Origin of the sequence: Staphylococcus sp. Y174-1, from assembly GCF_049897865.1 — a bacterium.
In the GTDB taxonomy this organism is placed as follows: Bacteria; Bacillota; Bacilli; order Staphylococcales; family Staphylococcaceae; genus Staphylococcus; species Staphylococcus saprophyticus.
On record NZ_JAFCXB010000001.1, the window covers coordinates 38,076 to 59,690 of the forward strand.

22 protein-coding genes, 8 tRNA genes, 2 pseudogenes and 2 riboswitches are annotated in these 21,615 nt (G+C 32.2%); of the genes and pseudogenes, 24 read left to right on the forward strand and 8 right to left on the reverse strand.

What is annotated here, in order from left to right; all coding sequences use genetic code 11:
- The first annotated feature begins 64 nt into the window (after positions 1 to 64).
- The 12 genes and pseudogenes from ACP7BT_RS00305 to menC all read left to right on the forward strand — a co-directional run bounded on the left by ACP7BT_RS00305 (position 65) and on the right by menC (position 4,991).
- Positions 65 to 622: an RBBP9/YdeN family alpha/beta hydrolase gene (locus tag ACP7BT_RS00305; protein WP_002482903.1), complete on the forward strand. Its 558-nt coding sequence runs from the start codon at positions 65 to 67 to the stop codon at positions 620 to 622.
- Between the two features lie 361 nt (positions 623 to 983).
- Positions 984 to 1,057: transfer RNA gene (locus tag ACP7BT_RS00310), tRNA-Met, on the forward strand.
- Between the two features lie 11 nt (positions 1,058 to 1,068).
- Positions 1,069 to 1,144, forward strand: a tRNA-Asp gene (locus tag ACP7BT_RS00315).
- A gap of 10 nt (positions 1,145 to 1,154) precedes the next feature.
- A tRNA-Phe gene (locus ACP7BT_RS00320) sits at positions 1,155 to 1,227 on the forward strand.
- Between the two features lie 22 nt (positions 1,228 to 1,249).
- Positions 1,250 to 1,325: transfer RNA gene (locus ACP7BT_RS00325), tRNA-His, on the forward strand.
- 13 nt (positions 1,326 to 1,338) lie between these two features.
- Positions 1,339 to 1,412: transfer RNA gene (locus ACP7BT_RS00330), tRNA-Gly, on the forward strand.
- Between the two features lie 10 nt (positions 1,413 to 1,422).
- Positions 1,423 to 1,497: transfer RNA gene (locus ACP7BT_RS00335), tRNA-Asn, on the forward strand.
- A gap of 1 nt (position 1,498) precedes the next feature.
- Positions 1,499 to 1,570: transfer RNA gene (locus tag ACP7BT_RS00340), tRNA-Glu, on the forward strand.
- Positions 1,571 to 1,609: 39 nt separating this feature from the next.
- Positions 1,610 to 1,698 (forward strand) — tRNA-Ser (locus ACP7BT_RS00345).
- A 256-nt stretch (positions 1,699 to 1,954) separates the two neighbouring features.
- Positions 1,955 to 2,394 (forward strand): annotated as a pseudogene (locus tag ACP7BT_RS00350) (carboxymuconolactone decarboxylase family protein).
- Positions 2,395 to 2,584: 190 nt separating this feature from the next.
- On the forward strand, positions 2,585 to 3,967 hold the full coding sequence (gene menE / locus ACP7BT_RS00355) for an o-succinylbenzoate--CoA ligase (protein ID WP_037538157.1): 1,383 nt from the start codon (positions 2,585 to 2,587) through the stop codon (positions 3,965 to 3,967).
- 19 nt (positions 3,968 to 3,986) lie between these two features.
- Entirely contained in the window at positions 3,987 to 4,991 is a 1,005-nt protein-coding gene (gene menC / locus ACP7BT_RS00360; protein ID WP_041080052.1) for an o-succinylbenzoate synthase, read from the forward strand.
- Here the strand turns inward: menC and yidD are convergent.
- On the reverse strand, positions 4,981 to 5,232 hold the full coding sequence (gene yidD, locus ACP7BT_RS00365) for a membrane protein insertion efficiency factor YidD (protein ID WP_011302826.1): 252 nt from the start codon (positions 5,230 to 5,232) through the stop codon (positions 4,981 to 4,983). The two genes, menC and yidD, sit on opposite strands and share 11 nt — an antisense overlap.
- 59 nt (positions 5,233 to 5,291) lie before the next feature.
- On the opposite strand from yidD, the gene ytkD reads away from it, so the two are divergent.
- Both ytkD and ACP7BT_RS00375 read left to right on the forward strand, forming a co-directional pair.
- Complete coding sequence (gene ytkD / locus ACP7BT_RS00370; RefSeq protein ID WP_041080050.1) at positions 5,292 to 5,768, forward strand: RNA deprotection pyrophosphohydrolase; 477 nt, start codon at positions 5,292 to 5,294, stop codon at positions 5,766 to 5,768.
- The gene (locus ACP7BT_RS00375; RefSeq protein WP_174543878.1) at positions 5,752 to 6,543 is read left to right on the forward strand and encodes an alpha/beta hydrolase family protein; all 792 of its coding nucleotides are present in this window, start codon (positions 5,752 to 5,754) and stop codon (positions 6,541 to 6,543) included. The genes ytkD and ACP7BT_RS00375 overlap by 17 nt, the downstream gene beginning before the upstream one ends.
- Before the next feature lie 95 nt (positions 6,544 to 6,638).
- Here ACP7BT_RS00375 and pckA read toward each other — a convergent pair whose 3' ends face one another.
- Positions 6,639 to 8,228, reverse strand: coding sequence for a phosphoenolpyruvate carboxykinase (ATP) (pckA, locus tag ACP7BT_RS00380; protein WP_041080048.1), 1,590 nt, complete (start codon positions 8,226 to 8,228; stop codon positions 6,639 to 6,641).
- 166 nt (positions 8,229 to 8,394) lie between these two features.
- A riboswitch (SAM riboswitch) is annotated at positions 8,395 to 8,506 on the forward strand.
- 110 nt (positions 8,507 to 8,616) lie between these two features.
- Here pckA and metK point away from each other — a divergent pair.
- The 3 genes from metK (at position 8,617) to ACP7BT_RS00395 (ending at position 11,865) form a co-directional block, all read left to right on the forward strand.
- Positions 8,617 to 9,813, forward strand: a complete 1,197-nt coding sequence (gene metK / locus ACP7BT_RS00385) for a methionine adenosyltransferase (protein WP_002482910.1) — start codon at positions 8,617 to 8,619, stop codon at positions 9,811 to 9,813.
- A gap of 98 nt (positions 9,814 to 9,911) precedes the next feature.
- Positions 9,912 to 10,820, forward strand: coding sequence for a nuclease-related domain-containing protein (locus tag ACP7BT_RS00390; protein ID WP_002482911.1), 909 nt, complete (start codon positions 9,912 to 9,914; stop codon positions 10,818 to 10,820).
- Positions 10,821 to 11,028: 208 nt separating this feature from the next.
- Positions 11,029 to 11,865 carry an aldo/keto reductase gene (locus tag ACP7BT_RS00395; RefSeq protein ID WP_002482912.1) on the forward strand — a complete coding sequence of 279 codons (837 nt, stop codon included), beginning with the start codon at positions 11,029 to 11,031 and terminating at the stop codon, positions 11,863 to 11,865.
- A gap of 269 nt (positions 11,866 to 12,134) precedes the next feature.
- Here ACP7BT_RS00395 and ACP7BT_RS00400 read toward each other — a convergent pair whose 3' ends face one another.
- From ACP7BT_RS00400 to ACP7BT_RS00410, 3 genes are all read right to left on the reverse strand, one after another.
- Positions 12,135 to 12,491, reverse strand: a complete 357-nt coding sequence (locus tag ACP7BT_RS00400; protein WP_037538161.1) for a fluoride efflux transporter FluC — start codon at positions 12,489 to 12,491, stop codon at positions 12,135 to 12,137.
- Entirely contained in the window at positions 12,488 to 12,853 is a 366-nt protein-coding gene (crcB, locus tag ACP7BT_RS00405) for a fluoride efflux transporter CrcB (protein ID WP_011302834.1), read from the reverse strand. The genes ACP7BT_RS00400 and crcB overlap by 4 nt, the downstream gene beginning before the upstream one ends.
- Positions 12,854 to 13,063: 210 nt before the next feature.
- Entirely contained in the window at positions 13,064 to 13,369 is a 306-nt protein-coding gene (locus ACP7BT_RS00410) for a hypothetical protein (protein WP_011302835.1), read from the reverse strand.
- 284 nt (positions 13,370 to 13,653) lie between these two features.
- On the opposite strand from ACP7BT_RS00410, the gene ACP7BT_RS00415 reads away from it, so the two are divergent.
- The 4 genes and pseudogenes from ACP7BT_RS00415 (at position 13,654) to ACP7BT_RS00430 (ending at position 15,932) form a co-directional block, all read left to right on the forward strand.
- Positions 13,654 to 14,367, forward strand: a complete 714-nt coding sequence (locus ACP7BT_RS00415; protein WP_002482913.1) for a transaldolase — start codon at positions 13,654 to 13,656, stop codon at positions 14,365 to 14,367.
- 515 nt (positions 14,368 to 14,882) lie between these two features.
- A pseudogene (locus tag ACP7BT_RS00420) lies at positions 14,883 to 15,017 on the forward strand (pentapeptide repeat-containing protein); the annotation flags it as partial.
- A 108-nt stretch (positions 15,018 to 15,125) separates the two neighbouring features.
- The gene (locus ACP7BT_RS00425) at positions 15,126 to 15,383 is read left to right on the forward strand and encodes a pentapeptide repeat-containing protein (RefSeq protein ID WP_002482914.1); all 258 of its coding nucleotides are present in this window, start codon (positions 15,126 to 15,128) and stop codon (positions 15,381 to 15,383) included.
- 99 nt (positions 15,384 to 15,482) lie between these two features.
- The gene (locus tag ACP7BT_RS00430; protein WP_011302838.1) at positions 15,483 to 15,932 is read left to right on the forward strand and encodes a hypothetical protein; all 450 of its coding nucleotides are present in this window, start codon (positions 15,483 to 15,485) and stop codon (positions 15,930 to 15,932) included.
- Between the two features lie 7 nt (positions 15,933 to 15,939).
- On the opposite strand, the gene ACP7BT_RS00435 is transcribed toward ACP7BT_RS00430, so the two are convergent.
- Complete coding sequence (locus ACP7BT_RS00435; protein WP_041080046.1) at positions 15,940 to 16,365, reverse strand: competence protein ComK; 426 nt, start codon at positions 16,363 to 16,365, stop codon at positions 15,940 to 15,942.
- Between the two features lie 13 nt (positions 16,366 to 16,378).
- Complete coding sequence (locus tag ACP7BT_RS00440; protein ID WP_041080044.1) at positions 16,379 to 16,849, reverse strand: sigma-70 family RNA polymerase sigma factor; 471 nt, start codon at positions 16,847 to 16,849, stop codon at positions 16,379 to 16,381.
- A 220-nt stretch (positions 16,850 to 17,069) separates the two neighbouring features.
- Between ACP7BT_RS00440 and ACP7BT_RS00445 the strand changes: the two genes are divergently transcribed.
- Both ACP7BT_RS00445 and ACP7BT_RS00450 read left to right on the forward strand, forming a co-directional pair.
- Positions 17,070 to 17,294 carry a hypothetical protein gene (locus ACP7BT_RS00445; protein WP_002482918.1) on the forward strand — a complete coding sequence of 75 codons (225 nt, stop codon included), beginning with the start codon at positions 17,070 to 17,072 and terminating at the stop codon, positions 17,292 to 17,294.
- Positions 17,295 to 17,461: 167 nt separating this feature from the next.
- A complete protein-coding gene (locus ACP7BT_RS00450) occupies positions 17,462 to 18,313 on the forward strand; it encodes an N-acetylglucosaminidase (protein WP_002482919.1) in 852 nt (283 codons plus the stop codon).
- A 222-nt stretch (positions 18,314 to 18,535) separates the two neighbouring features.
- Here the strand turns inward: ACP7BT_RS00450 and ACP7BT_RS00455 are convergent, their stop codons facing one another.
- On the reverse strand, positions 18,536 to 19,462 hold the full coding sequence (locus ACP7BT_RS00455) for an osmoprotectant ABC transporter substrate-binding protein (RefSeq protein WP_037538233.1): 927 nt from the start codon (positions 19,460 to 19,462) through the stop codon (positions 18,536 to 18,538).
- Positions 19,463 to 19,636: 174 nt separating this feature from the next.
- On the opposite strand from ACP7BT_RS00455, the gene ACP7BT_RS00460 reads away from it, so the two are divergent.
- Positions 19,637 to 21,103 carry an FAD/NAD(P)-binding protein gene (locus tag ACP7BT_RS00460; RefSeq protein WP_002482974.1) on the forward strand — a complete coding sequence of 489 codons (1,467 nt, stop codon included), beginning with the start codon at positions 19,637 to 19,639 and terminating at the stop codon, positions 21,101 to 21,103.
- Between the two features lie 247 nt (positions 21,104 to 21,350).
- Positions 21,351 to 21,484: riboswitch (FMN riboswitch) on the forward strand.
- Positions 21,485 to 21,615 lie beyond the last annotated feature (131 nt).

The following is a 21,615-nucleotide window of genomic DNA, read 5'->3' on the forward strand; positions in this document are numbered from 1 at the left end:
CATGCTATATAAATGATAAAATGATATATATATATTAGAAAGTTATTTTTAATGGGGGATTTATATGACGGATATAATTATAGTACATTCAAAACAAGGTGATGCATCAAATCATTGGTATGAATGGTTAGCCAGTAACCTCACGCTAGAAGGTTATAATGTAACTTTATTTAACTTGCCGGTTGATGAAAATGATCATATTGATACTTGGATGAGTAACATGAAAAATCAAATTTGTGTTACTAAGTATGAAACGTTTTTTGTAACGCATGGTTTTGGAACACTCGCAGCTTTAAAGTTTATAGAGAAATCACAAATTAATACTATACAAGGATTATTTAGTATTTCTGGATTCATGGAGGATGTCATACCATTTGTCGAAACCAATCAAATTGAAGACTTTCATATAGATTACGAAAACGTTAAACAAAAAGTAGAGGCATTTTATGGTCTATGTGCCAAAAATGATTCCTATGTGTCTTACAAAGAAACAAAAAGATTAATGGATACGCTTGGAGGGACATGTAAAGTAACTGAATTTGGCGGTCATTTTATGGAAGATGATGGTTTCACGACATTTACACAGCTACAAAGTAAAATGCAAGGCATTATGAGTGAGTAATCGAAATTATTATTGTTATAGATTTATAGTCGAGAAATGGGAGGATAAATTAATTAGTAAAAAGCTTTGTTTGATGTATCAATCATAAAGGGCGATAGGTTTTTGTATAAATAAGAAACAAAATATAAAATATTATAGTTATATTCCATTTTTACACAAAATAATTTCTGGAATCCATTGACTATCATGTGAAAAATTTATATACTGAGTAAGTCCTAATTGATACGAGATGTGCAAACATCAATTATCGCATTTGAATTTTAATTTCGAATTAAGTTAATGTTAATTAATTTTAAAAAACGTTGACATTAAGTAAATGTTTATGATATATTAATTGGGTAGGCGTCATAAATATTATTAACGCGGGATGGAGCAGTTCGGTAGCTCGTCGGGCTCATAACCCGAAGGTCGGTGGTTCAAATCCGCCTCCCGCAACTTTTTAAATAGGTCCCGTAGTGTAGCGGTTAACACGCCTGCCTGTCACGCAGGAGATCGTGGGTTCGAATCCCATCGGGACCGCCATTTTTATTATGGTTCAGTAGCTCAGTTGGTAGAGCAATGGATTGAAGCTCCATGTGTCGGCAGTTCGACTCTGTCCTGAACCATTCTTTTAAAGTTTATACTTTGGCGGTTGTGGCGAAGTGGTTAACGCATCGGATTGTGGTTCCGACACTCGTGGGTTCGATTCCCATCATCCGCCCCATAATCGTTAAAGTGCGGGTGTAGTTTAATGGCAAAACCTCAGCCTTCCAAGCTGATGTTGTGGGTTCGATTCCCATCACCCGCTCCATTTTAATTATTCCACAGTAGCTCAGTGGTAGAGCTATCGGCTGTTAACCGATCGGTCGTAGGTTCGAGTCCTACCTGTGGAGCCATGGCCCCGTGGTCAAGCGGTTAAGACACCGCCCTTTCACGGCGGTAACACGGGTTCGAGTCCCGTCGGGGTCATACAAACAGAAGTGAATTATCGCTTCTGTTTTTTTATATGGAGAGTTGTCCGAGTTGGCCGAAGGAGCACGCCTGGAAAGTGTGTAGGCGCCACAAGCGTCTCGAGGGTTCGAATCCCTCACTCTCCGCTAATAATAGATGCCTCGTTATTCTACATTTATTAAAGTGTTGAATAACGAGGTTTTTTATTAGTTTAAATAATGAGTTGAACGAAAATAAAATTAGGGTCTGATTTACAAATCTTGTATATTTATAGCAGATATCCAAAATAAGTTTGTCAACGCTTTAATAGTGGTAAAATATCAACGATTGCAAGTATTATTTTTTATTTTTAATTAATTTAAAGATAAATCACTTCGTTTAAAAAGATATGTAGGTTCATTCATGGATAATCGAATAGACTATTATGAAATCGCAAAAGAAGAACTTGGTTTAATTATGGATTTAGAGAAACAATTGAAAAAACATCGATAGATAGAAAACTACGTGAATTGATTAAAATACGCGTCTCACAAATCAATGGTTGTGCATTTTGTATTGGCATGCATACTGCAGATGCTAGAAAAATGAAGGTTTCAGAAGAAGAAATATATTTATTAAATGCTTGGGATGATACGAATGTTTTTTCTGAAAAAGCAAAGTTAGCATTTAAATTAGCAGAAGCAATTACACATATCTCTAAAAATGGTGTGCCAGATAAACTGTATGATGAGGTACGTACATTATTCTCTGAAGAAGAATATACAGATTTAGTATTAATTATTAATCAAATTAATATGTGGAATAGACTATCCATTTCTATGGGTAATCAACACCTTATATAGTAAGTCTTAGAATTAAAGGCATCCAGGCAATTTATGGATGCTTTTTTATTTTGTGGTCATCGGGGTAATGTTAACGTGTTTACCTTTAATTATAACATTTGAGTTTAATAGATTATTTGTTGTTGATGTGCAGACACTGTTAAATAAGACTAAACACGTTATAATGAGTATGAGATGGAGGAATGATGAAGTGGATTTTTGGTTAAAACAACAGGCGCAACAAAAGGGTGAACATATATTTATTGATGATGGTGAAACGCAAGTCACGTTTGCGACAATGTACGACAGAGCTTCAAAACTTGCTTGTACTTTACATCAGTTAAATAAAAAGAGAATAGGCTTTTATATTGATAATACTATTGAATCTGTTTTGCTTATTAATGCTGCTTGGCTGGCAGGGATTGAAGCAGCTATGATAAATACTCGGTTAACTCGAAATGAGATGATAGCACAGATGGATTCAATAAATGTTGATACAGTAATTTCCATGCATGATCTTGAATTAGAACATATTCAAGTTGTGCCTTTTAATGAGCTTATTTCAGTTAATAATGATAAGTATTTTGAAGAGATATTTTCATTAACGCGTATAGCATCTATTATGTTTACATCCGGTACTACAGGGCCACAAAAAGCAGTGCCGCAAACATTCAATAATCATTTGGCGAGTGCTCTTGGATGTCGAGAAAGCTTGGGCTTTAATGAGAAAACAAAATGGTTATCTGTGTTACCGATATATCATATTTCAGGATTAAGTGTCGTATTACGTTCATTAATTGAAGGCTTCACATTACGGTTAGAATCAAAATTTAATACGGAGCAAATGTTAAATATCATAAAAAATGAAGCGCCAACGCATGTATCGCTAGTGCCACAAACATTAAAATGGTTAATGGATGCTGGATTACACCGTCCATTCTATATTGAGAAAATACTGTTAGGTGGGGCTAAGCTTTCTCGTAACTTAATTCAACAAGCTTTAAGCTATGATTTACCAATATATAATTCGTTTGGCATGACAGAGACATGCTCGCAATTTTTAACGGCGACACCTGAAATGCTTGAACATCGATTTGATACTGTTGGCAAACCGAGTAATGATGTTGAAGTTAAAATTAAATCACCTAATATAGATGGACATGGAGAACTATTGATTAAAGGTAAAAATGTAATGGATGGTTATCTTTTTCCTAAAGTAAAAATGGATACATTCGAAGACGGTTATTTTAAAACTGGTGATATAGCGGAAATAGATGAGGAAGGCTACGTCATGATATACGATCGTAGAAAAGATTTAATTATTAGCGGTGGTGAAAACATATACCCATTTGAAATAGAATCTGTAGCCAAACAATTCCCTAATATCGAAGATGCTATGTGTATCGGTGTTGAGGACGATACTTGGGGTTCAGTACCTTATCTGTATTATGTTGCAAATAAAGATATCGCAGAAGAACAATTAACTGTGTTTTTTAAAGAAAAACTTGCAAAATATAAAGTACCTAAACAATTTCAACGAGTATCTCGTTTACCTTACACGTCAACTGGTAAACTTCAAAGAACGCGTTTATAATCTTAACTAAGGAGTACATATGAAAATAGTTAACATGCATTTGTATGATTATAATGCAAAATTTAAAACACCTGTCATTACCCCTAAAGTAAAAATGAATACGCGCAAAGCGCTTTTCGTTGAATTAATAACAGATAAAGGTAAATCATATTTTGGTGAAAGCAATGCGTTTGAAACGAATTGGTATGCAAATGAAACAATAGAGGATGTAAAACATTTTTCAAAACTATGGTTTCAACAGGTTCAGGGTAAAACGTTTCATTCTTTTTTAGAAATTCAAGATGCATTAACGCAATTATCTAATTATCCTGCAACACGTAGCATGTTGGTGATGGCTTGTTATCAAATGTTTCATGTTTTAGAATCATTGAATGTGCCTTATGGCGCGACAGTTAATGGCATGACTTCAAGAAATTTTCAACAACTTGTTCAAACGCAACCGCAACGCGTAAAGCTTAAATGGAATGCTGATATCTTAGATGATGTGGAAAAGGTGTCACAATTAGCTTTTCGACCTGATATAGCCATCGATGCGAATGAATCATTAAGCAAAGTAGATTATGATAAATTAAAAACACTAAGTGAAGCGCAAATATTATATATTGAGGAACCTTTTAAGTCACTACAACATTTAACACATTTTGAAAAAAATGAACTACCACCCGTTGCGATTGACGAGAAAGCGACATCTAAATCACTTATTTCACAAGCTATTAATGATTTTGGCATTGATGTCGTTGTGTTAAAACCATTTAGATTGGGTGGCATAGATAAAGTGATGGATTTGATAAAAATGCTCAATACTCTAGATGTGAAAATCGTGATAGGTGGTATGTATGAATATGGCCTAAGTAGGTATTTTACAGCGATGTTAGCACAATATGCTGATTATCCTAGTGATATTACACCAGAAGGTTATTACTACGAGGTAGATATGATTAATCAGGCAGGTATATTAAAAGGAGGCTCAATTTATTTTGAGCCTCCAGTGGTAAATCATAAGATATTGAATTTTATTTGTTAATGTTTTTATCTTTTTTATGCTTTGTTTTCTTTAGCGGTACGGGATCAAAGCCACCTTTATGAAGCGGGTGACATTTTGAAATTCTTTTAATACCTAACCATGTGCCTTTGAAGGGACCATACACTACTATGGCTTCTCTAGTATATTCAGAACAGGTTGGATAAAAACGACAAGTTGCAGGGGTTAATGGTGATATAAAGCGTTGATATATATGGATAAGTCCTAGAAATATAGTTTTCATAATTTTGCCTCCAACAAAAATCTTAGCATAGCTAGTTTAACATAATAAGGGGAAGAGTGATGTATGTGAAGTTTAAAGACAAAGAAAATGACGATGTGTACCTAACATTTAAAAAGAAAGCAGATTATGCCAACGGTAATCATGTACTTATAATCCCTAAATATAAGGGTAGCTTGTTATTCACAAAACATAAAATACGTGGTATTGAATTTCCGGGTGGTAAAAGAGAAAAAGGTGAGGCGAGTGAAACTGCTGCAGCACGAGAAGTCTTTGAAGAAACTGGCGCAACGATTAAATACTGTGAATACATAGCGCAATATAAGGTTGATCGTCAAATTGGAATGTCCTTTACTAAAGATGTCTTTATGGTGGAGATAGAAGCTATCACTGAGCAACCAGATTATTTTGAAACGGATGGACCACTATTGTATAAATCATTATCTGAGATTCCAGAAGATAAAAAAAGTTACTTATTGAAAGATCCAGCAATATTACAATGTTTAGAGAGAGTGATTGAACTTGGATTTTATTCATAAAAAGAGAATGCCGGTTGAATCAAATAGCCATATATTTGATGAAGTAATCTATAGAGTAGATCATTTAAATGTTAAGGGGCTGCTGATGACACCTCATGCAAAAGTGCAGAGAATTGTTTTATATTTACGAGGTGGTAAAGGGCAAGTAGGTAAGGTGAGAACGGGAAGATTGATGCAATTTGCGGATGAACATACATTGGTCTTTGGACCTTATTATAGAGGTAATAATGGTAGCGAAGGCAAAGATGAGTTTTATGGTTCGGATCTGCATGACGTTACAGTTGCGATACGTTTGTTAAATCAAAAGTACCCTGGTATTCCCATTCACATGATTGGTTTTTCTAGAGGTGGACTTCAAGGTTTATTAACATTTCAAGATTTACCGGTGACGAGTTATATTATTTGGGGCGGTGTCTCAGACATAAATCTGATGTATGAAGAACGCGTTGATTTAAGGGGAATGCTTAAACGTATGATTGGAGATCCTAAAAAGAATATAGAAGCTTATAAACAACGTGATGCTATCGCTCAAATTAAAAACACAAGCCCGCCCATATTTATAGTTCATGGGGGTAAGGATAAACAAGTAGGTATTCATAATGCTTACTATTTAGTGGAACAACTTGAAAAGATTGGTGCGACATTTCGTACTTATTACCAAATGTCGGAGGGACACGTACCAAGACCATTTGCGCTCAAAGATACGCTACTGGCAATTAAACAGTGGATGGATGATGTTGAACAGAACAAGCTTAAAAACCAATATGATAGATAAGATGTTATAGATATAAAGTATTTACAAATAAAAAGTAGCCATGTAGTTTTCTATTGTAATAGAAGACTACATGGCTACTTTTCTAATATTTTAAATTATTCAAATCCGCCATTGACGGCTAATTCGTCAACATCTTCTCCAAATTTTTCAAAATTAGATTTAAAACGATTAATTAAATCTTGAGCTTGTGTTCTGTATGCTTCTGGCTTACTCCAAGCATTGATAGGATTGAGCAATGTTTGAGGTACATCTTCTACTTCAACAGGAATATCTAATCCGAACATATCATCTTTCACATATTCTGCATCTCTCAATTTACCTGTAATGGCTTGATTAACCATTTGTCTTGTATAATTTAGGCTAATACGACGTCCAACGCCATACTTTCCGCCAGTCCAACCCGTGTTAACTAAGTAAACATCAACGCCATGTTTATCTATTAAGTTACCTAATAAATCAGCATAAACTTTAGCGTTTAATGGTAAGAATGGGGAACCAAAACAAGTAGAGAATGATGGTTCAGGCTCAGTAACGCCTCGTTCTGTTCCAGCTAATTTAGCAGTGAAACCACTTAAAAAATGATACATCGCTTGGTCTTTGGTTAATTTTGAAATAGGTGGTAATACACCAAATGCATCTGCAGTTAAGAAAATAATTGTATTAGGATGCGCTGCTTTAGATGGTGTCACAATATTATCAATGTGGTGAATAGGGTATGCAGCTCTAGTATTTTCCGTGTATTGATTGTCGTCAAAATCAACATCGCCTTCTTCATCAACAACAACGTTTTCTAGAATTGTTCCGTATTTAATAGCATCATAAATTTGTGGTTCTTTTTTCTGTGATAGATTAATTGCTTTTGCGTAACAGCCACCTTCGATGTTGAAGATACCGTTATTATTCCATCCATGCTCATCATCACCGATGAGTTTACGTGTAGGGTCAGCAGAAAGTGTTGTCTTTCCAGTACCTGATAAACCAAAGAATAGAGCTACGTCGCCTTTTTCGCCAACATTTGCTGAACAATGCATACTCATAATGTCATCTTTAGGTAGTAAGTAGTTCATTACGGAGAAGATTCCTTTTTTCATTTCACCAGCATATTCAGTTCCACCTATTAGGATTACTTTATGTTTAAATGATGTGATAATGAAGGTTTCTGAATTTGTACCATCTATGGATGGGTCTGCTTTGAAGTGAGGTGCAGAAATAATAGTGAAGTTTGGTTTGACTTCTTGAGCTTCTTCATTTGTACTTGGACGGATGAACATGTTTTGAGCGAACAAATTATGCCAAGCCAATTCATTAACAACAGTGAGTTTTAACTGTGAATCTTCATCGCTACCTGCATAACCGTTAAAAACATAAAGCTCATCTTTCTTATCAAGATAGTTTAATACTTTATCATATAAATTTAGAAATTTTTCTTCTTCGATAGGTTGGTTTATGTTGCCCCAATCGATGTCATCTCTATAAGATGGCTCAGTGACAATAAACTTATCTTTTGGTGAACGACCAGTATATTTACCAGTTTTTGCATTGATGGCGCCTAATTCCGTTAGTTCGCCTTCATTATTTTCTAAAATTTTATTATACAACTGAGTTGTAGATAATTGAAATAATGAAGATTGCTTGTCTAAAATGCTTTCAATTTTGCTTGTATAAGTGTATGTATCTACCGCCATACTTGATCCCTCCACGCTATTTAGTTGATGTAAGCCTTTACAATTACAGAGTATAACATATATAGATTAATAGTCCACACCAATTTCAAAGGAATTTTAAATAAATATTAATAAATGTAAAATTGACATTATATGTTAGATTAGGTACTATATAGATTAACGGATTCTCTTATCCTGAGTGGCGGAGGGACATGGACCCAATGAAGCCCAGCAACCTCTTCTTAATTGAAGAAAGGTGCCAAACCGTTTGCAGACAAATAGCGTCTGAACGATAAGAGCGAATGGACGTATAAAGGGCCTTCTCTCTATTTACTATAGTGTAGAAGGCCTTTTTTAATGAGCTCAACAGAGAGAGAATTTTCGTAATTTAAAACTAAAGGAGCAAATTATGACATATAATAAAAGATTGTTTACTTCAGAATCTGTAACAGAAGGGCATCCGGACAAGATTGCTGACCAAGTATCGGATGCGATTTTAGATGAAATTTTAAAAGATGACCCAAATGCACGTGTGGCTTGTGAAACGACTGTAACCACAGGTATGGCTTTAATTTCAGGAGAAATTTCAACAACAACTTATGTTGATATACCAAAAGTAGTTAGAGAAACAATTAAAGAAATAGGTTACACACGTGCGAAATTCGGTTATGACAGCCAAACGATGGCTGTATTAACAGCAATTGACGAACAATCTTCTGACATCGCACAAGGTGTAGATACAGCTTTAGAATATCGCGACGAAGCTTCTGAAGCGGAAATTGAAGCTACGGGTGCAGGAGATCAAGGCTTGATGTTTGGTTATGCAACTAATGAAACAGATACGTATATGCCGTTACCCATTTTCTTATCACATCAGTTAGCTAAACGCTTATCTGACGTACGTAAAGATGAAATTTTAAAATACTTGCGTCCTGATGGAAAGGTTCAAGTGACAGTTGAATATGATGAACAAGATAAACCAGTTCGAATAGATACTATTGTTTTATCTACGCAACATGCTGAAGATATTGAATTGGATCAAATTAAAGATGATATTAAAACACACGTTATTTATCCAACAGTGCCAGAGTCATTATTAGATGAACAGACGAAATTTTATATTAACCCAACTGGTAGATTTGTAATCGGCGGTCCTCAAGGAGATGCAGGACTAACAGGTCGAAAAATCATCGTGGACACATATGGTGGATATGCACGTCATGGTGGTGGATGCTTCAGTGGTAAGGATCCAACTAAAGTTGACCGCTCAGCTGCATATGCTGCACGTTATGTAGCTAAAAATATTGTTGCAGCTCAATTGGCTGAAAAATGTGAAGTACAATTAGCGTATGCGATTGGTGTTGCTGAACCGGTTTCAATTTCAATAGATACATTTGGTACTGGTAAAGTCAGTGAATATGAATTAGTAGAAGCTGTAAGAAAACATTTTGATTTAAGACCTGCCGGAATTATTAAAATGCTTGATTTAAAACATCCAATTTATAAACAAACAGCTGCATATGGTCATTTTGGACGTACTGATGTGCTATTACCATGGGAAAAATTAGATAAAGTTAACTTATTAAAAGATAGTGTCAAAGCTTAAACTGAGACAAAATGTTTAAATTTTAAACTTTACTATCGAATACGATGCGCATATCTATTATAATTAAGTTACTGAACACATAAAGGAGCGTTTTTGTTATGAATTCATTTGGACCAATAGAGATTGGTTTAATCGTGGCAATTGTCGTAGCAGTCATTTGTTTGATTTTATTTATTGTTGCTTTAAAAAGTAAGAAAAAAGCGCAAGAAAAAGTTGAAGCGCAATATAAATCAAGAGAGCAACAACTGAGCGATGAGCATGAAGAAGAGCTAGAAAAAGAAAGAATTGAAAATAAAAAAACGGTAACAAAACAAAAAGAAGAATATACGGCTGCGGTTAATTCTAAAGATAGAGAAATTGATGCATTAAAATTATTCTCTAAAAATCAAAGTGAATATGTAACTGATATGAGATTAATAGGTATTCGCGAACGACTTGTAAATGAGAAAAGAATTCGTCCAGAAGATATGCATATTATGGCAAATATCTTTTTACCAAGGAATGAGTTTAGTGATGTGCAACGTATCAGTCACTTAGTCCTAACACGTACAGGTTTATATATCATTGATTCACAATTGCTTAAAGGTCATGTGTATAATGGCGTAAGTGCTGCACAATTTAAAGAACAGCCGATGATGGAACAAGTATTTAATACATTAGATCTTGATGGTCAAGTTCCACAAACACTTGTCTTAGATCAAAATGAAGATAAAGATGCTTTATCATTTGTTAATTACACGACGCATTTAAATGAAATTGAAAGACTTGCTGGTGATATCCAAACAGAATTAAATTTAAAATTTACACCAACAACTATCTTATACTTCAACCCTAAAAATGATGGCGATGTTACGATTACAAATTATGCACAAAGTTCAAATTCAAAAGTTTTAGTAGGACCAGAACAATTAGACGAATTCTTTAATAAATTTGTCTTTCATGGTCGCATTCAATACAATGTTGAAGACTTACAACGTGTAATGGATGAAATCGAATCATTTAATTAGAATATTATGAGATATAAAAAAGCTACAGACAAAGTTAGTTCACTTTTGTCTGTAGCTTTTTGTCATATATAATAATATTTCGACTTTTTAAATTGTTCTAATTAAAAGTATCCTGAATAGATATTTTTAAATTTATAAGCATTATTATTTATATTTTTGATAATATTCATTAATATAAACATTAACTTAACTAAAAGGGGACTTTAACTTGGAAAATATTAGTTTTTATAATGGCAATGAAATGCCTATAGTAGGTTTAGGAACGTTCCGTGTTGAAAATAACGATGAGTGTAAAGCGTCGGTTAAACATGCGATTGAGAGTGGTTATACACATATCGATACAGCCATGATTTATGAAAATGAAGATAAAGTTGGCGAAGGTATTGCGGAAGGTCTTGCTTCTACAGGACTGAAAAGAAGTGATTTGTTTATTACATCAAAATTGTGGTTAGATGATTATGGTCGCAAAAATGTTGAAACTGCATATGAAACGAGTCTAAAAAAACTTAACTTAGATTATCTTGATTTGTATTTAATGCATTGGCCAGGTACTGATGAAGCTTTAATGATTGACACTTGGCAAGGGATGGAAGATTTATATAAAGATAATAAAGTGAAAAATATTGGTGTGAGTAACTTTAATGTTGAACATTTAGAAGCATTATTGGCACAGGTTTCTATAAAACCAGTCATTAATCAAGTTGAATTTCACCCATACTTATTACAAGAATCACTAAGAAGATATTTAGAAGTACAAAATATTCATATGGAATCGTGGTCACCATTAATGAATGCACAAATCTTAGAGGATGCAACCGTTAAATCAGTAGCAGAAGAAGTTGGAAAATCACCAGCACAAGTCATTATAAGATGGAATATTGAACACGGTGTAGTAGTGATACCAAAATCAGTTACACCGTCTAGAATTGAAGAAAATTTGAATGTCTTTGATTTTAATTTAACACCAACTCAAATTGAAAAATTAGATAGCCTGAATGAAGATAAAAGGATTGGACCAGATCCAATAGGGTACAATGGTCACTAAGTCGATGAAATAAAAAATAAGGTGGAAACCGATTTTTTAATAAAGATGACTTAGCTCCACTAAACATGGATTGTAGTATAGAGGGCTACTTTGACTGAAGTTTAGGTATAAGTCCTGCTACTTTAATTGGAATACATGAATCGATGTTTAAGTATAAAGTGTGTTGCTTTATACTTACATCATAATCAAAAACAGTCTGAGACATCATTAAAGGTCTCAGACTGTTTTATTTATGGATGGAAGATTATCTAGTATGTTGCTAAGAAGATTTAAAAAAGATAGTAACCCAACAAGCAGGCTACGAATGAAACGCCATATTGTAAAATAGAATAAAGTATAAATAAATTGATTTGTTTCGGTGTTGTCAATAATTTAACGAGTTCGGAAGACAAAGTTGAAAATGTAGTTAATCCACCCAGTATGCCTACGATAATAAAAGGATTAATCCAATTTATATTTAAACACATACCCATAAGTAGTCCGATACAAAAACTGCCTACTACATTTACTAAAAGTGTAGGTATAGGAAGGGAAGTATTAAATTTCTGATTAAATACATTTGTGACGAATCCTCTAATTACCGCACCAATGCCGCCGCCTAGCATAACTAATATACATTGAATCATGAAATTTTAGCCCCCAATCTAACACCCAAGAAGCATAGTAAGATACCAAAGATGTAACTCGTTAATGCATATACAATGAGTAAAATAAAAGAGCCGCTTTCAAAAAATTGTACAAGTTCAAATTGAAACGTCGAGAAGGTAGTCAGTGATCCTATAAAACCTGTTGTGATACCTTTTTTGAGCATTGGGCTATTATTAAAGTATTGGATAGCTAGAGTGCCAAGAAACCCCATCAAAAATGCACCGCATAAATTTGCAATAAATGTGCCAATAGGCATTTCAAAAGATGTATTTATAAATGAAAGTAAATATCTTAGTAATGCACCGACAGCACCACCTAGAAAAATAAATAAATATTGCATATTAATGTATGTCCTTCCTTAAAATTAAAAACTGGAACATAATTAAAAAATGCCCCAGTTTCGTCAATCATATTGGTAGAAGTTGATAAAAATTAATGTTTACGTGTTAAAACATATAATATGGTTTTATATTTCACTATTACTAAAGTTGGTAGATGAAATTTTTGAGTAAAATTTAAAATACATTCTACATCTCATCCTTACTATAAACTAGAAAATAATACCAAACGTTGATAGGGAAGCAATGATATGAATGATTAATACCACCAAAATAATGTATGGCAAGATTTTGCTGGCTATTCTAATCCAATCTGAATCATTATGTAAATGTTTGATAGCTTTATCTGCAAATATAATTGAAATAATTAAAATAATAGCGTTAATGATACTACACACAAATATTAATTTAATCATTGAACTAAAATGTGTGCTTAGTAGAGGATTTCTAGTATTAAAATAAAGACTTATAATTACTAATAAACTAGATAAATAAAAATAAAGTTTTGAACGTGCCATATTTACCTCCTAGTGCAATTCATTTTACAATGATACCATAAATATAAGAATATTTAATGAAATTTACTATTTTATATTATTTTCTGATATTTGAGTTTTAAAAAGTGCGTCAAATTAAATCGTTGACTGATGTGAATTGATTATGAAGATGTATTGAATGATAAGATTTTAAGCAAAAAATTAGAATTTTTCTAATATTGATGGTATAAATAAACTGTATGGTTAATAACCGTTAGAAAATAATTCTTAATTGAATTATTTATTTAAGTCAGGAGGAATTAGTAATGGTAAATTTAAATGTTGAAGTGTTTGCAGATGGTGCAGATATTGAAGAAATGAAAGCAGCTTATAAAAACAAACAGGTTGATGGTTTCACAACTAACCCTAGTTTAATGGCAAAAGCGGGTGTAACGGACTATAAAGCTTTTGCTGAAGAAGCTGTACGTGAAATTCCTGATGCTTCTATTTCATTTGAAGTATTCGCAGATGATTTAGAAACTATGGCAAAAGAGGCTGAAATTTTAAAACAATATGGTGACAATGTATTCGTTAAAATTCCAGTTGTAAACACTAAAGGTGAATCAACAATTTCTCTAATTAAAAAATTATCAGCAGAAAACGTTCGTTTAAATGTAACTGCTGTTTATACTTTAGACCAAGTTAAAGAAATTACTGATGCTGTAACAGAAGGTGTACCAACTTATGTATCAGTTTTCGCTGGTCGTATTGCTGACACAGGTGTAGATCCTATTCCATTGATGAAAGAAGCAGCAGAAGTAACGCATAGTAAAGAAGGCGTTAAATTACTATGGGCAAGCTGTCGTGAAGTGATTAATGTCATTCAAGCAGACGAAGTCGGTGCAGATATTATCACATGTCCAGCAGATGTTGTTAAAAAAGTAAATAATAATCTTGGTCGTGATATTAGTGAATTATCAGTAGACACTGTACAAGGATTTGCTAAAGACATCCAAAGTTCTGGTTTATCTATTCTATAAAACTTTAGAATGAATTTAATTATGAGTGGGATAACAAACGAATTTTACAATAAAGATTACGTACACCCACTTTTTATGGATGGGATGATAGAGGTTTACCTGAGCTAAAACTTATTCATAGTGACGACAAGTTCATGTAAAATATGAATGTAGTTTTATATTGAAAATGGTACCTTACGTCTACTATTCAATTGAAAAAGAGTCTGAGACATCAATAGATGTTTCAGACTCAATTTTTTTGTTAAAAAATAGTTAAGTCATTAGCAAGCCCATTATACTTATACATAAATATTAAATTATATATTAAGTCATGTACAGAGCACCTACGTATTTGCTAATATATAGTGAAATAGATTGATTGAATAGGAGATACAATAAAGAAACTGCAACAGCCCAAAATAAATGTTAGTTTAGATTATAAAATACTTACTGATGTTTTTGATGATGAAGACGATATTTTAGAGCAAGCAGCTATTAATCATTCAAATTTCGTTGATCAAACTTTAGATAGGTTATTGATATATGGTTCACGCATCACAAATTGCAACTTTACTAATTCTGATATAGGACGTGTAGATTTTACAGACGTGATTTTTGAAAATTGTGATTTTTCTAATGTTAAAATGGAACATGGTAGTTTACATAGAGTGATATTTAAAAATTGTCGTATGACAGGGACTTATTTAAAACAAATGAGGTTGGGTCATACTTCATTTTGTGAAGTTAAAGCTAATTTTGTTAGTTTTATAGACTCTAAAATGGATAAGTTACTATTTGATACGTGTCAACTTGAACATGGTGCTTTTTATGAATCAACATTAAAACAAATTACATTCGATGAAACAAACATGAACCACGTAACAATACATCAAACGCCATTAAAAGGTTGTGATTTAAGCACATCACAATTTGAAACAATTGTCGTCAATAAAGAAGATTTAGTTGGGTGTAAGGTATCTAAAGAACAAGCAATTCAATTCGCTACATTAATGGGACTAGATGTCGTTGATGCATAATTTGTAAAAAATGTGTTCAATTATAATTGATTCATTGAGATAATTTCATTACTATTTGAAAGAGATGTATGGCGAAATTGCTAAAGGAGTACATATTAAATGAAAGCAAATATTTTTAAGCAAAAAGTTAAAAAGCAGTTATGGTTTTTAAATAAAAAAGAAAAAAGTAAATTGGATTCTGTTTTGGAAAGCGTAGTTGAAAAGCATGATAATGAACATTTAAATCGACCTATTGCATTTTCTAATCAATTTTTAAAAGAATATGTTTTTAAAGAAAAAGTAGTATCGTCTACGCAGTTATTTGCTTTATTATTAGGTATTTTATTTACATATATTATGTTATTAGGTATTTTCTTGTTTGGTTTTATTACAAGTTTAACTGCTGTACAATATTTTATAAAACCAGAAGTACAGTTATCGACACTGACAGTCATATTAACATTTATTGGAGCATTATTACTTGTTATTGTTAGTTTGTATTTAATTAGGTTGGTCACTGGTTACTTTACGAAAAAATTATTAGAATATAAGCATAACAAAGCATTGTAATAAAATACTAACTATCTATTAGGTGAGAAAGTGTTAAACTTTCTTGCCATTTTTTATGTACAACGATATATGCTACATCAACTATGATAAAAGTTGCATTATCAAAATAAATAACTGTTTGTGCACCTTGTGATTTTAAGCCATTAATTGCTAATGCATTGATAAAATATTGTATTGGGGAGCGCTTTGCTTTAATTGGGAAGACGATCGTATGGTTATTAATATAGATGGGGATGAGTTTTCGTATTTTAAGTATGTCCTTAGCTTGCTTAATTTGTATGGGTAAAGAAAGATGGTTGGTTTCAAGGATATATTTTAATGTTTGATTAATGGAAGATGGATACGTAAATTGATGTGTTGTATATTGACAAATGGTAAGTAATTCGGGACCGATAACGGTTTTGAAATATAATAGTTTAGCAAGGTTATTCATTAAATTCACCTCATTAAAATTTATAGTATTTAGAATATTTTACTTGAACACGTTGCTGTATATTTTTTATGGTTGATATTGAACACTTTAGGTGTTGTGCAATCTCTTTTTGTTTATAACCATATAATTTTAATTGTAACCACTGTTGTTCTTGTGTTGTAAGCGTTGTTAAGAAATGATGAGCCTCTATTTTACTATCAGGGTAGATGCTAGGAATTTGATGACAACGTACTTCATCAAATGGTTCGCATATTTCATAAGTGTTGTGTTGCTTACGAAATAAATCAATTAAATAGAAATTTAACCGTGTATATAAATAAGATTGAAATGAAGAAGATTTTTGGGCATTATACTTTCTGGATAGTTCCCATAATTTAATCGTGAGTAATTGTACAAATTCATCATTATTGTACTTAATATTGTATTTTTTTAGAAGAACATATATGATGTGTTTTGATTTATTATAAATTTTACTAAAGTGCATTTGGTGCCTCCTATTGCTGTATATACAACTTGTAATTCCGGATAAATTCATTTTATAAAGACAAATAATAAATTTCATTTGCTAAATATAGATAATAGGTGTTAAATAGATAACATAAGAGTAATAAATTTTAGTTTTTATAACATGAACGCGTATTCAACTTAGAGATATAACACTAAAAGATGTATTATTATCTTCGGACAATTATCAGGAGGTTTATATGGATTACGCACATTTAAATTTAGAGCATTTTTTTGCTAAACATAATGATTTAGATATGATTAAAGATAAATCAGATTTTGTAATGATAAATAACTTAACAAATGAAATGATGTATCGTGATGGAGAAATTGAAGGTACGATTGATTTGAATCGTTATTATTATAAAAATAGATCACAAGCATCGAGCTTTATCATAATGGAATATCGTAAAAGTCAAGAGTAATGAAATTAAAATTTCATTACTTTTTTTATGAATATGTAACAACACTTAGATAAAATTGTGCGTTTAACTATTTAGTGTTAGAATTTATTATCAGATAGTCTCAAGCGCATTGATACATAAATGATAGAGACTTCTCATTCCTAATTATTACCTAAGAGGTGTGGAACATGACGAAGCATAAAAAAGGCTCAATTTTATCAATTATAGGTTTATTGGTAATCTTAGGTGTAGCTGCAATTATTGTATTTTCAATGATTTCAGATCAAATCTTTTTTAAAGAAGTAGATGAACAAGAAAAAGTTGATAATTTAAAAGTAACTTTAGATAAAGCATCTAAAAAGCAAATAGATAACTACACAAGCCAACAAGTTTCAAGTAAAGATAACAAAACATGGAGAGACGCATCGTCAACTGAAATAAAAGCTGCGATGGATAGTAGTAAGTTTATTGAGAGTGATACGCAAAAATACCAATTTTTAGAATTAGATAAATATCAAGGTATTGACCATAACAGAATCAAACGTATGTTAATTGATAACCCAACATTACTTAAGCATTCTGATGAATTTATAAAGGCTGCTAAAGACAAACATGTAAATGAGGTCTACTTAATTTCACACGCATTGCTTGAAACAGGTTCTGCTAAAAGTGAACTTTCAAGTGGCGTAGAGATTGATGGTAAAAAATACTATAATTTCTTCGGTGTAGGTGCTTTAGATGAAGATCCTATTAAAACAGGGTCTGAATATGCCAAGAAACATGGATGGGATACACCACAAAAAGCAATTAGTGGCGGTGCTAACTTTATTCATGGACATTTTTTATCAAATAAAGATCAAAATACGCTATATAGTATGAGATGGAATCCGAAAAATCCAGGCGAACATCAATATGCTACTGACATAAAATGGGCAGAAAGTAACGCTTCATTAATGGCACACTTTTATGAAGATATGAAAACAGAAGGTAAGTATTATAAATATTTTGTTTATAAAGATGATAATAAACATAAACAATAATTTAAAGAGCCTAAGACATAAATAGATGCCTTAGGCTCTTTTTAGATGCGTTTGTGTTTTACTGTGCTTTATTTTTTTGTCCAATAAGCAAAAACAATAACAAAGCAGATATGAAAACTTTGAATATAAATTTCATTATTTCACTTCCTAATTCATATTTGAATGTACCTAAGATAATAGGTGCATTGAAAATAACAAAGCATATAGAGGTAGAAATCAATACTATTTTTTATCAAAATAATGATGTTGTTTTAAAAATTCTTTCGCAACAATGGCAGGTTCTTTACCTTGACCATCAGCTTCATAATTTAATTTTTGCATTTGTTCTGTACTGATTTGACCTTCTAATTTTTTTATTGCTTTTTTTAGTTCTGGTTGTTGAGCTAAAAGTTTATTTGGCGCTACTGCACTGGCATCATAAGGCGGAAAGAAGTTTTTATCGTCTTTGAGAACCACTAAATCGTATGCTGCAATTCTACCATCTGTAGTATAGCCAAGTGCAACATCTAGTTTTTGGTTTTTTAATGCATCATAAACAAGTCCGATTTGCATAGGTTTTATAGAATTGAAAGCAAAACCGTAATGTTCTTGGAATGGGGCATAACCGTCGCCACCGCGTTTAATCCACGTGGTATCTGTGCCAACATTTACTTTGTCTTTTACTTTTTCTAAATCTGAAACAGTATGTAAGTTGAATTTTTTGGCTGTTTCTTTTGTGACCATAAAGGCAAACGTGTTTTCAAAACCGTATGAATTAAAAAACGTTTGATCAAATTTTTGATTAAATAATTTTTTTGTAACATGCATAGCTTTGGTAGAATCGGTGATTGGTTTCTGTTCAAGTGCACCTACTAAATCAGTACCAGTATATCGTGTGCTTGATACATCAGCATCACCATTCATTAATGCATTATGTTGAATGGTTGCGGAACCTAAATTATTAATGATTGAACCTTTTACTTTCCCATCAGTATCGTGCTCAATTAACTCTTTTAACATATAGGCCATAATCTGGGATTCACTTGTGGCTAATGCAGATATTCTTACAGTGCTTTTTGATTGTCCACCACCAAGGCCAGGTAATTCACAACTTGCTAAAAAAATTGTGCTAAATAAAACCAAAATGACAAATCGTTTTAAAAATTTCATTATTATACTCCTTATTTAAAATACAAAAAAATAAATTTCTCAATATATTTAGAATAACATATTTAATAAAACATTATAACTTAACGGATGAAACAACTGTAAACCATTAATGTGTAAAGTAAGATAAATCATTGGTATAATAAAGCTTAAATAAGTTTAGTTAGGATGTGAACTATGAGGATTGCAATCATAGGTATGGGTACGGCAGGTGTGAGTTTGCTAAAGGAATTAGTCAAACAGGAACGTTTTTCTGAATTAGCTATCGATGTATATGATAACCCTAAAAACATGGGGCAAGGTGTGCCGTTTCAAAACGATAGTGACCAATTATTAATTAATTTACCTGCAGAAGAGATGTCATTGAATTTAGAAAATGAACGGGAATTTTATGAATGGTATGAAAATCAATCAACATTTAAGTTTTCAAATCCGAAGTATTTGCCGAGGTTTATTTTTGGACATTATATGAAAGATTATTTGCAACAATTTATCAATCAGTATGATAATATTCACCAAATTTGTGAAGAAGTTTCTGAAGTCTTTATTGACTCAGATATAGGTCAAACAGATATACAATATAATGTTTGTACTGCAAATAACATAGAAAATCGAAAGCAGTATGATGTAGTATTTTTAGCTATAGGCACGTTGTCTTATCATGATCCATACAAATTGAAAGGCACGAAAGGATATATACAAACACCGTATCCTACATATAATACGTTAGATAATGTTAAAGATACAGATAGAATTTCTATTATTGGTACTGGACTAGCAAGTCTTGATGTGATTCGCTATGTAACAGCGCATCATCCTAATTTACCAATTACGGTTACAAGTCGTAAGGGTCACTTACCGAGTGTTAGAGGTGAGATGCCTGATATTGAATTTAAATATTTAACTCCTGAAAATTTTAATGAAATTAAAGAGAAACATTTTGGAAATGTGCCATTAGATGAGGCAATGCGGTTATTTATGAAAGACTGTGCACATTATGAAATTCCGGTAGAAACACTTGTGCATCGAAGAACAAATGATCCGATTATAGATTTAACTTACGATTTAGAACATGCAGAGGAGTTAGGTAAATTCCAAAGTATACTTGAGCTTGCCAAAGAAAATTTAAATTGGATATGGAATAGTTTGAGTCGTACTGACCAAAAACATTTTTTATCAAATTATCATGGTATTTTAAAAGAAAATTCTAATCCAATGCCTCCACAGACTGCACAATTACTCATTGAACACATTAATAATGGCTTAATTAAAATTGAGAAGGGCTTAGAATCTGTTAAACATAGTCAACATAGATTTCAATTAGAATTTCAAGACGGTTCGGTAGAAAATAGTGATGTAGTCATTAATGCGACAGGTTCGAAAACACAACTTTCAGATCTTGATAGTGATGATCAACTTGTGTTGAATTTAGAAAATAGACAAGTAGTACAAGCGCATCCACTTGGTGGTATACAAATTGTAGCTGAAACAAATCAAATTATAAGTCCAAGGTATGGCACGCTTAAAAATATGTATGCATTAGGTCAGTTAACAAATGGTATTAATCAATCGAGAAATGGCGTCATGATGATTGTAAGGCAAGCGGTAAGTGTAATAAATCATTTATTTGAATCAAATAAATGATTTAAAGTATCACTAATGGTTTGTTGCTTTAAACATCTGTGAGCGTTTAACGTATTATTTAATAAATGGGATTAGACGCTTTAAATAGTTCGTTTTTTGACTCATTTCTCCATGTAATTGTATTAATTATCAGAAAAATAAAGCCGACTTAGGCAATAAGAATTGTCATTTCTCAAAAAATGTAGTACGATGATTTTGTAACTAAGTTTCAGTTACATGACTCAATCATCAATTAACAATTTCATAGATATTCTTTCGGGGCAGGGTGAAATTCCCAACCGGCAGTAAATTAAGCCTGCGACCTGCATTTATGTGTATAAATGTGGCTGATCTAGTGAGATTCTAGAGCCGACAGTAAAGTCTGGATGGGAGAAAGAATGAAGTATAACAAAACAACACTTTTTAAGTGTCTATTTGGCATACCATAAATTTAAAATTTATGTATAAGTGTGTCTAATTTTTGCTAATAATGTTATATCAATAGATCCCACACCTGAAATGTTCATTTCAGG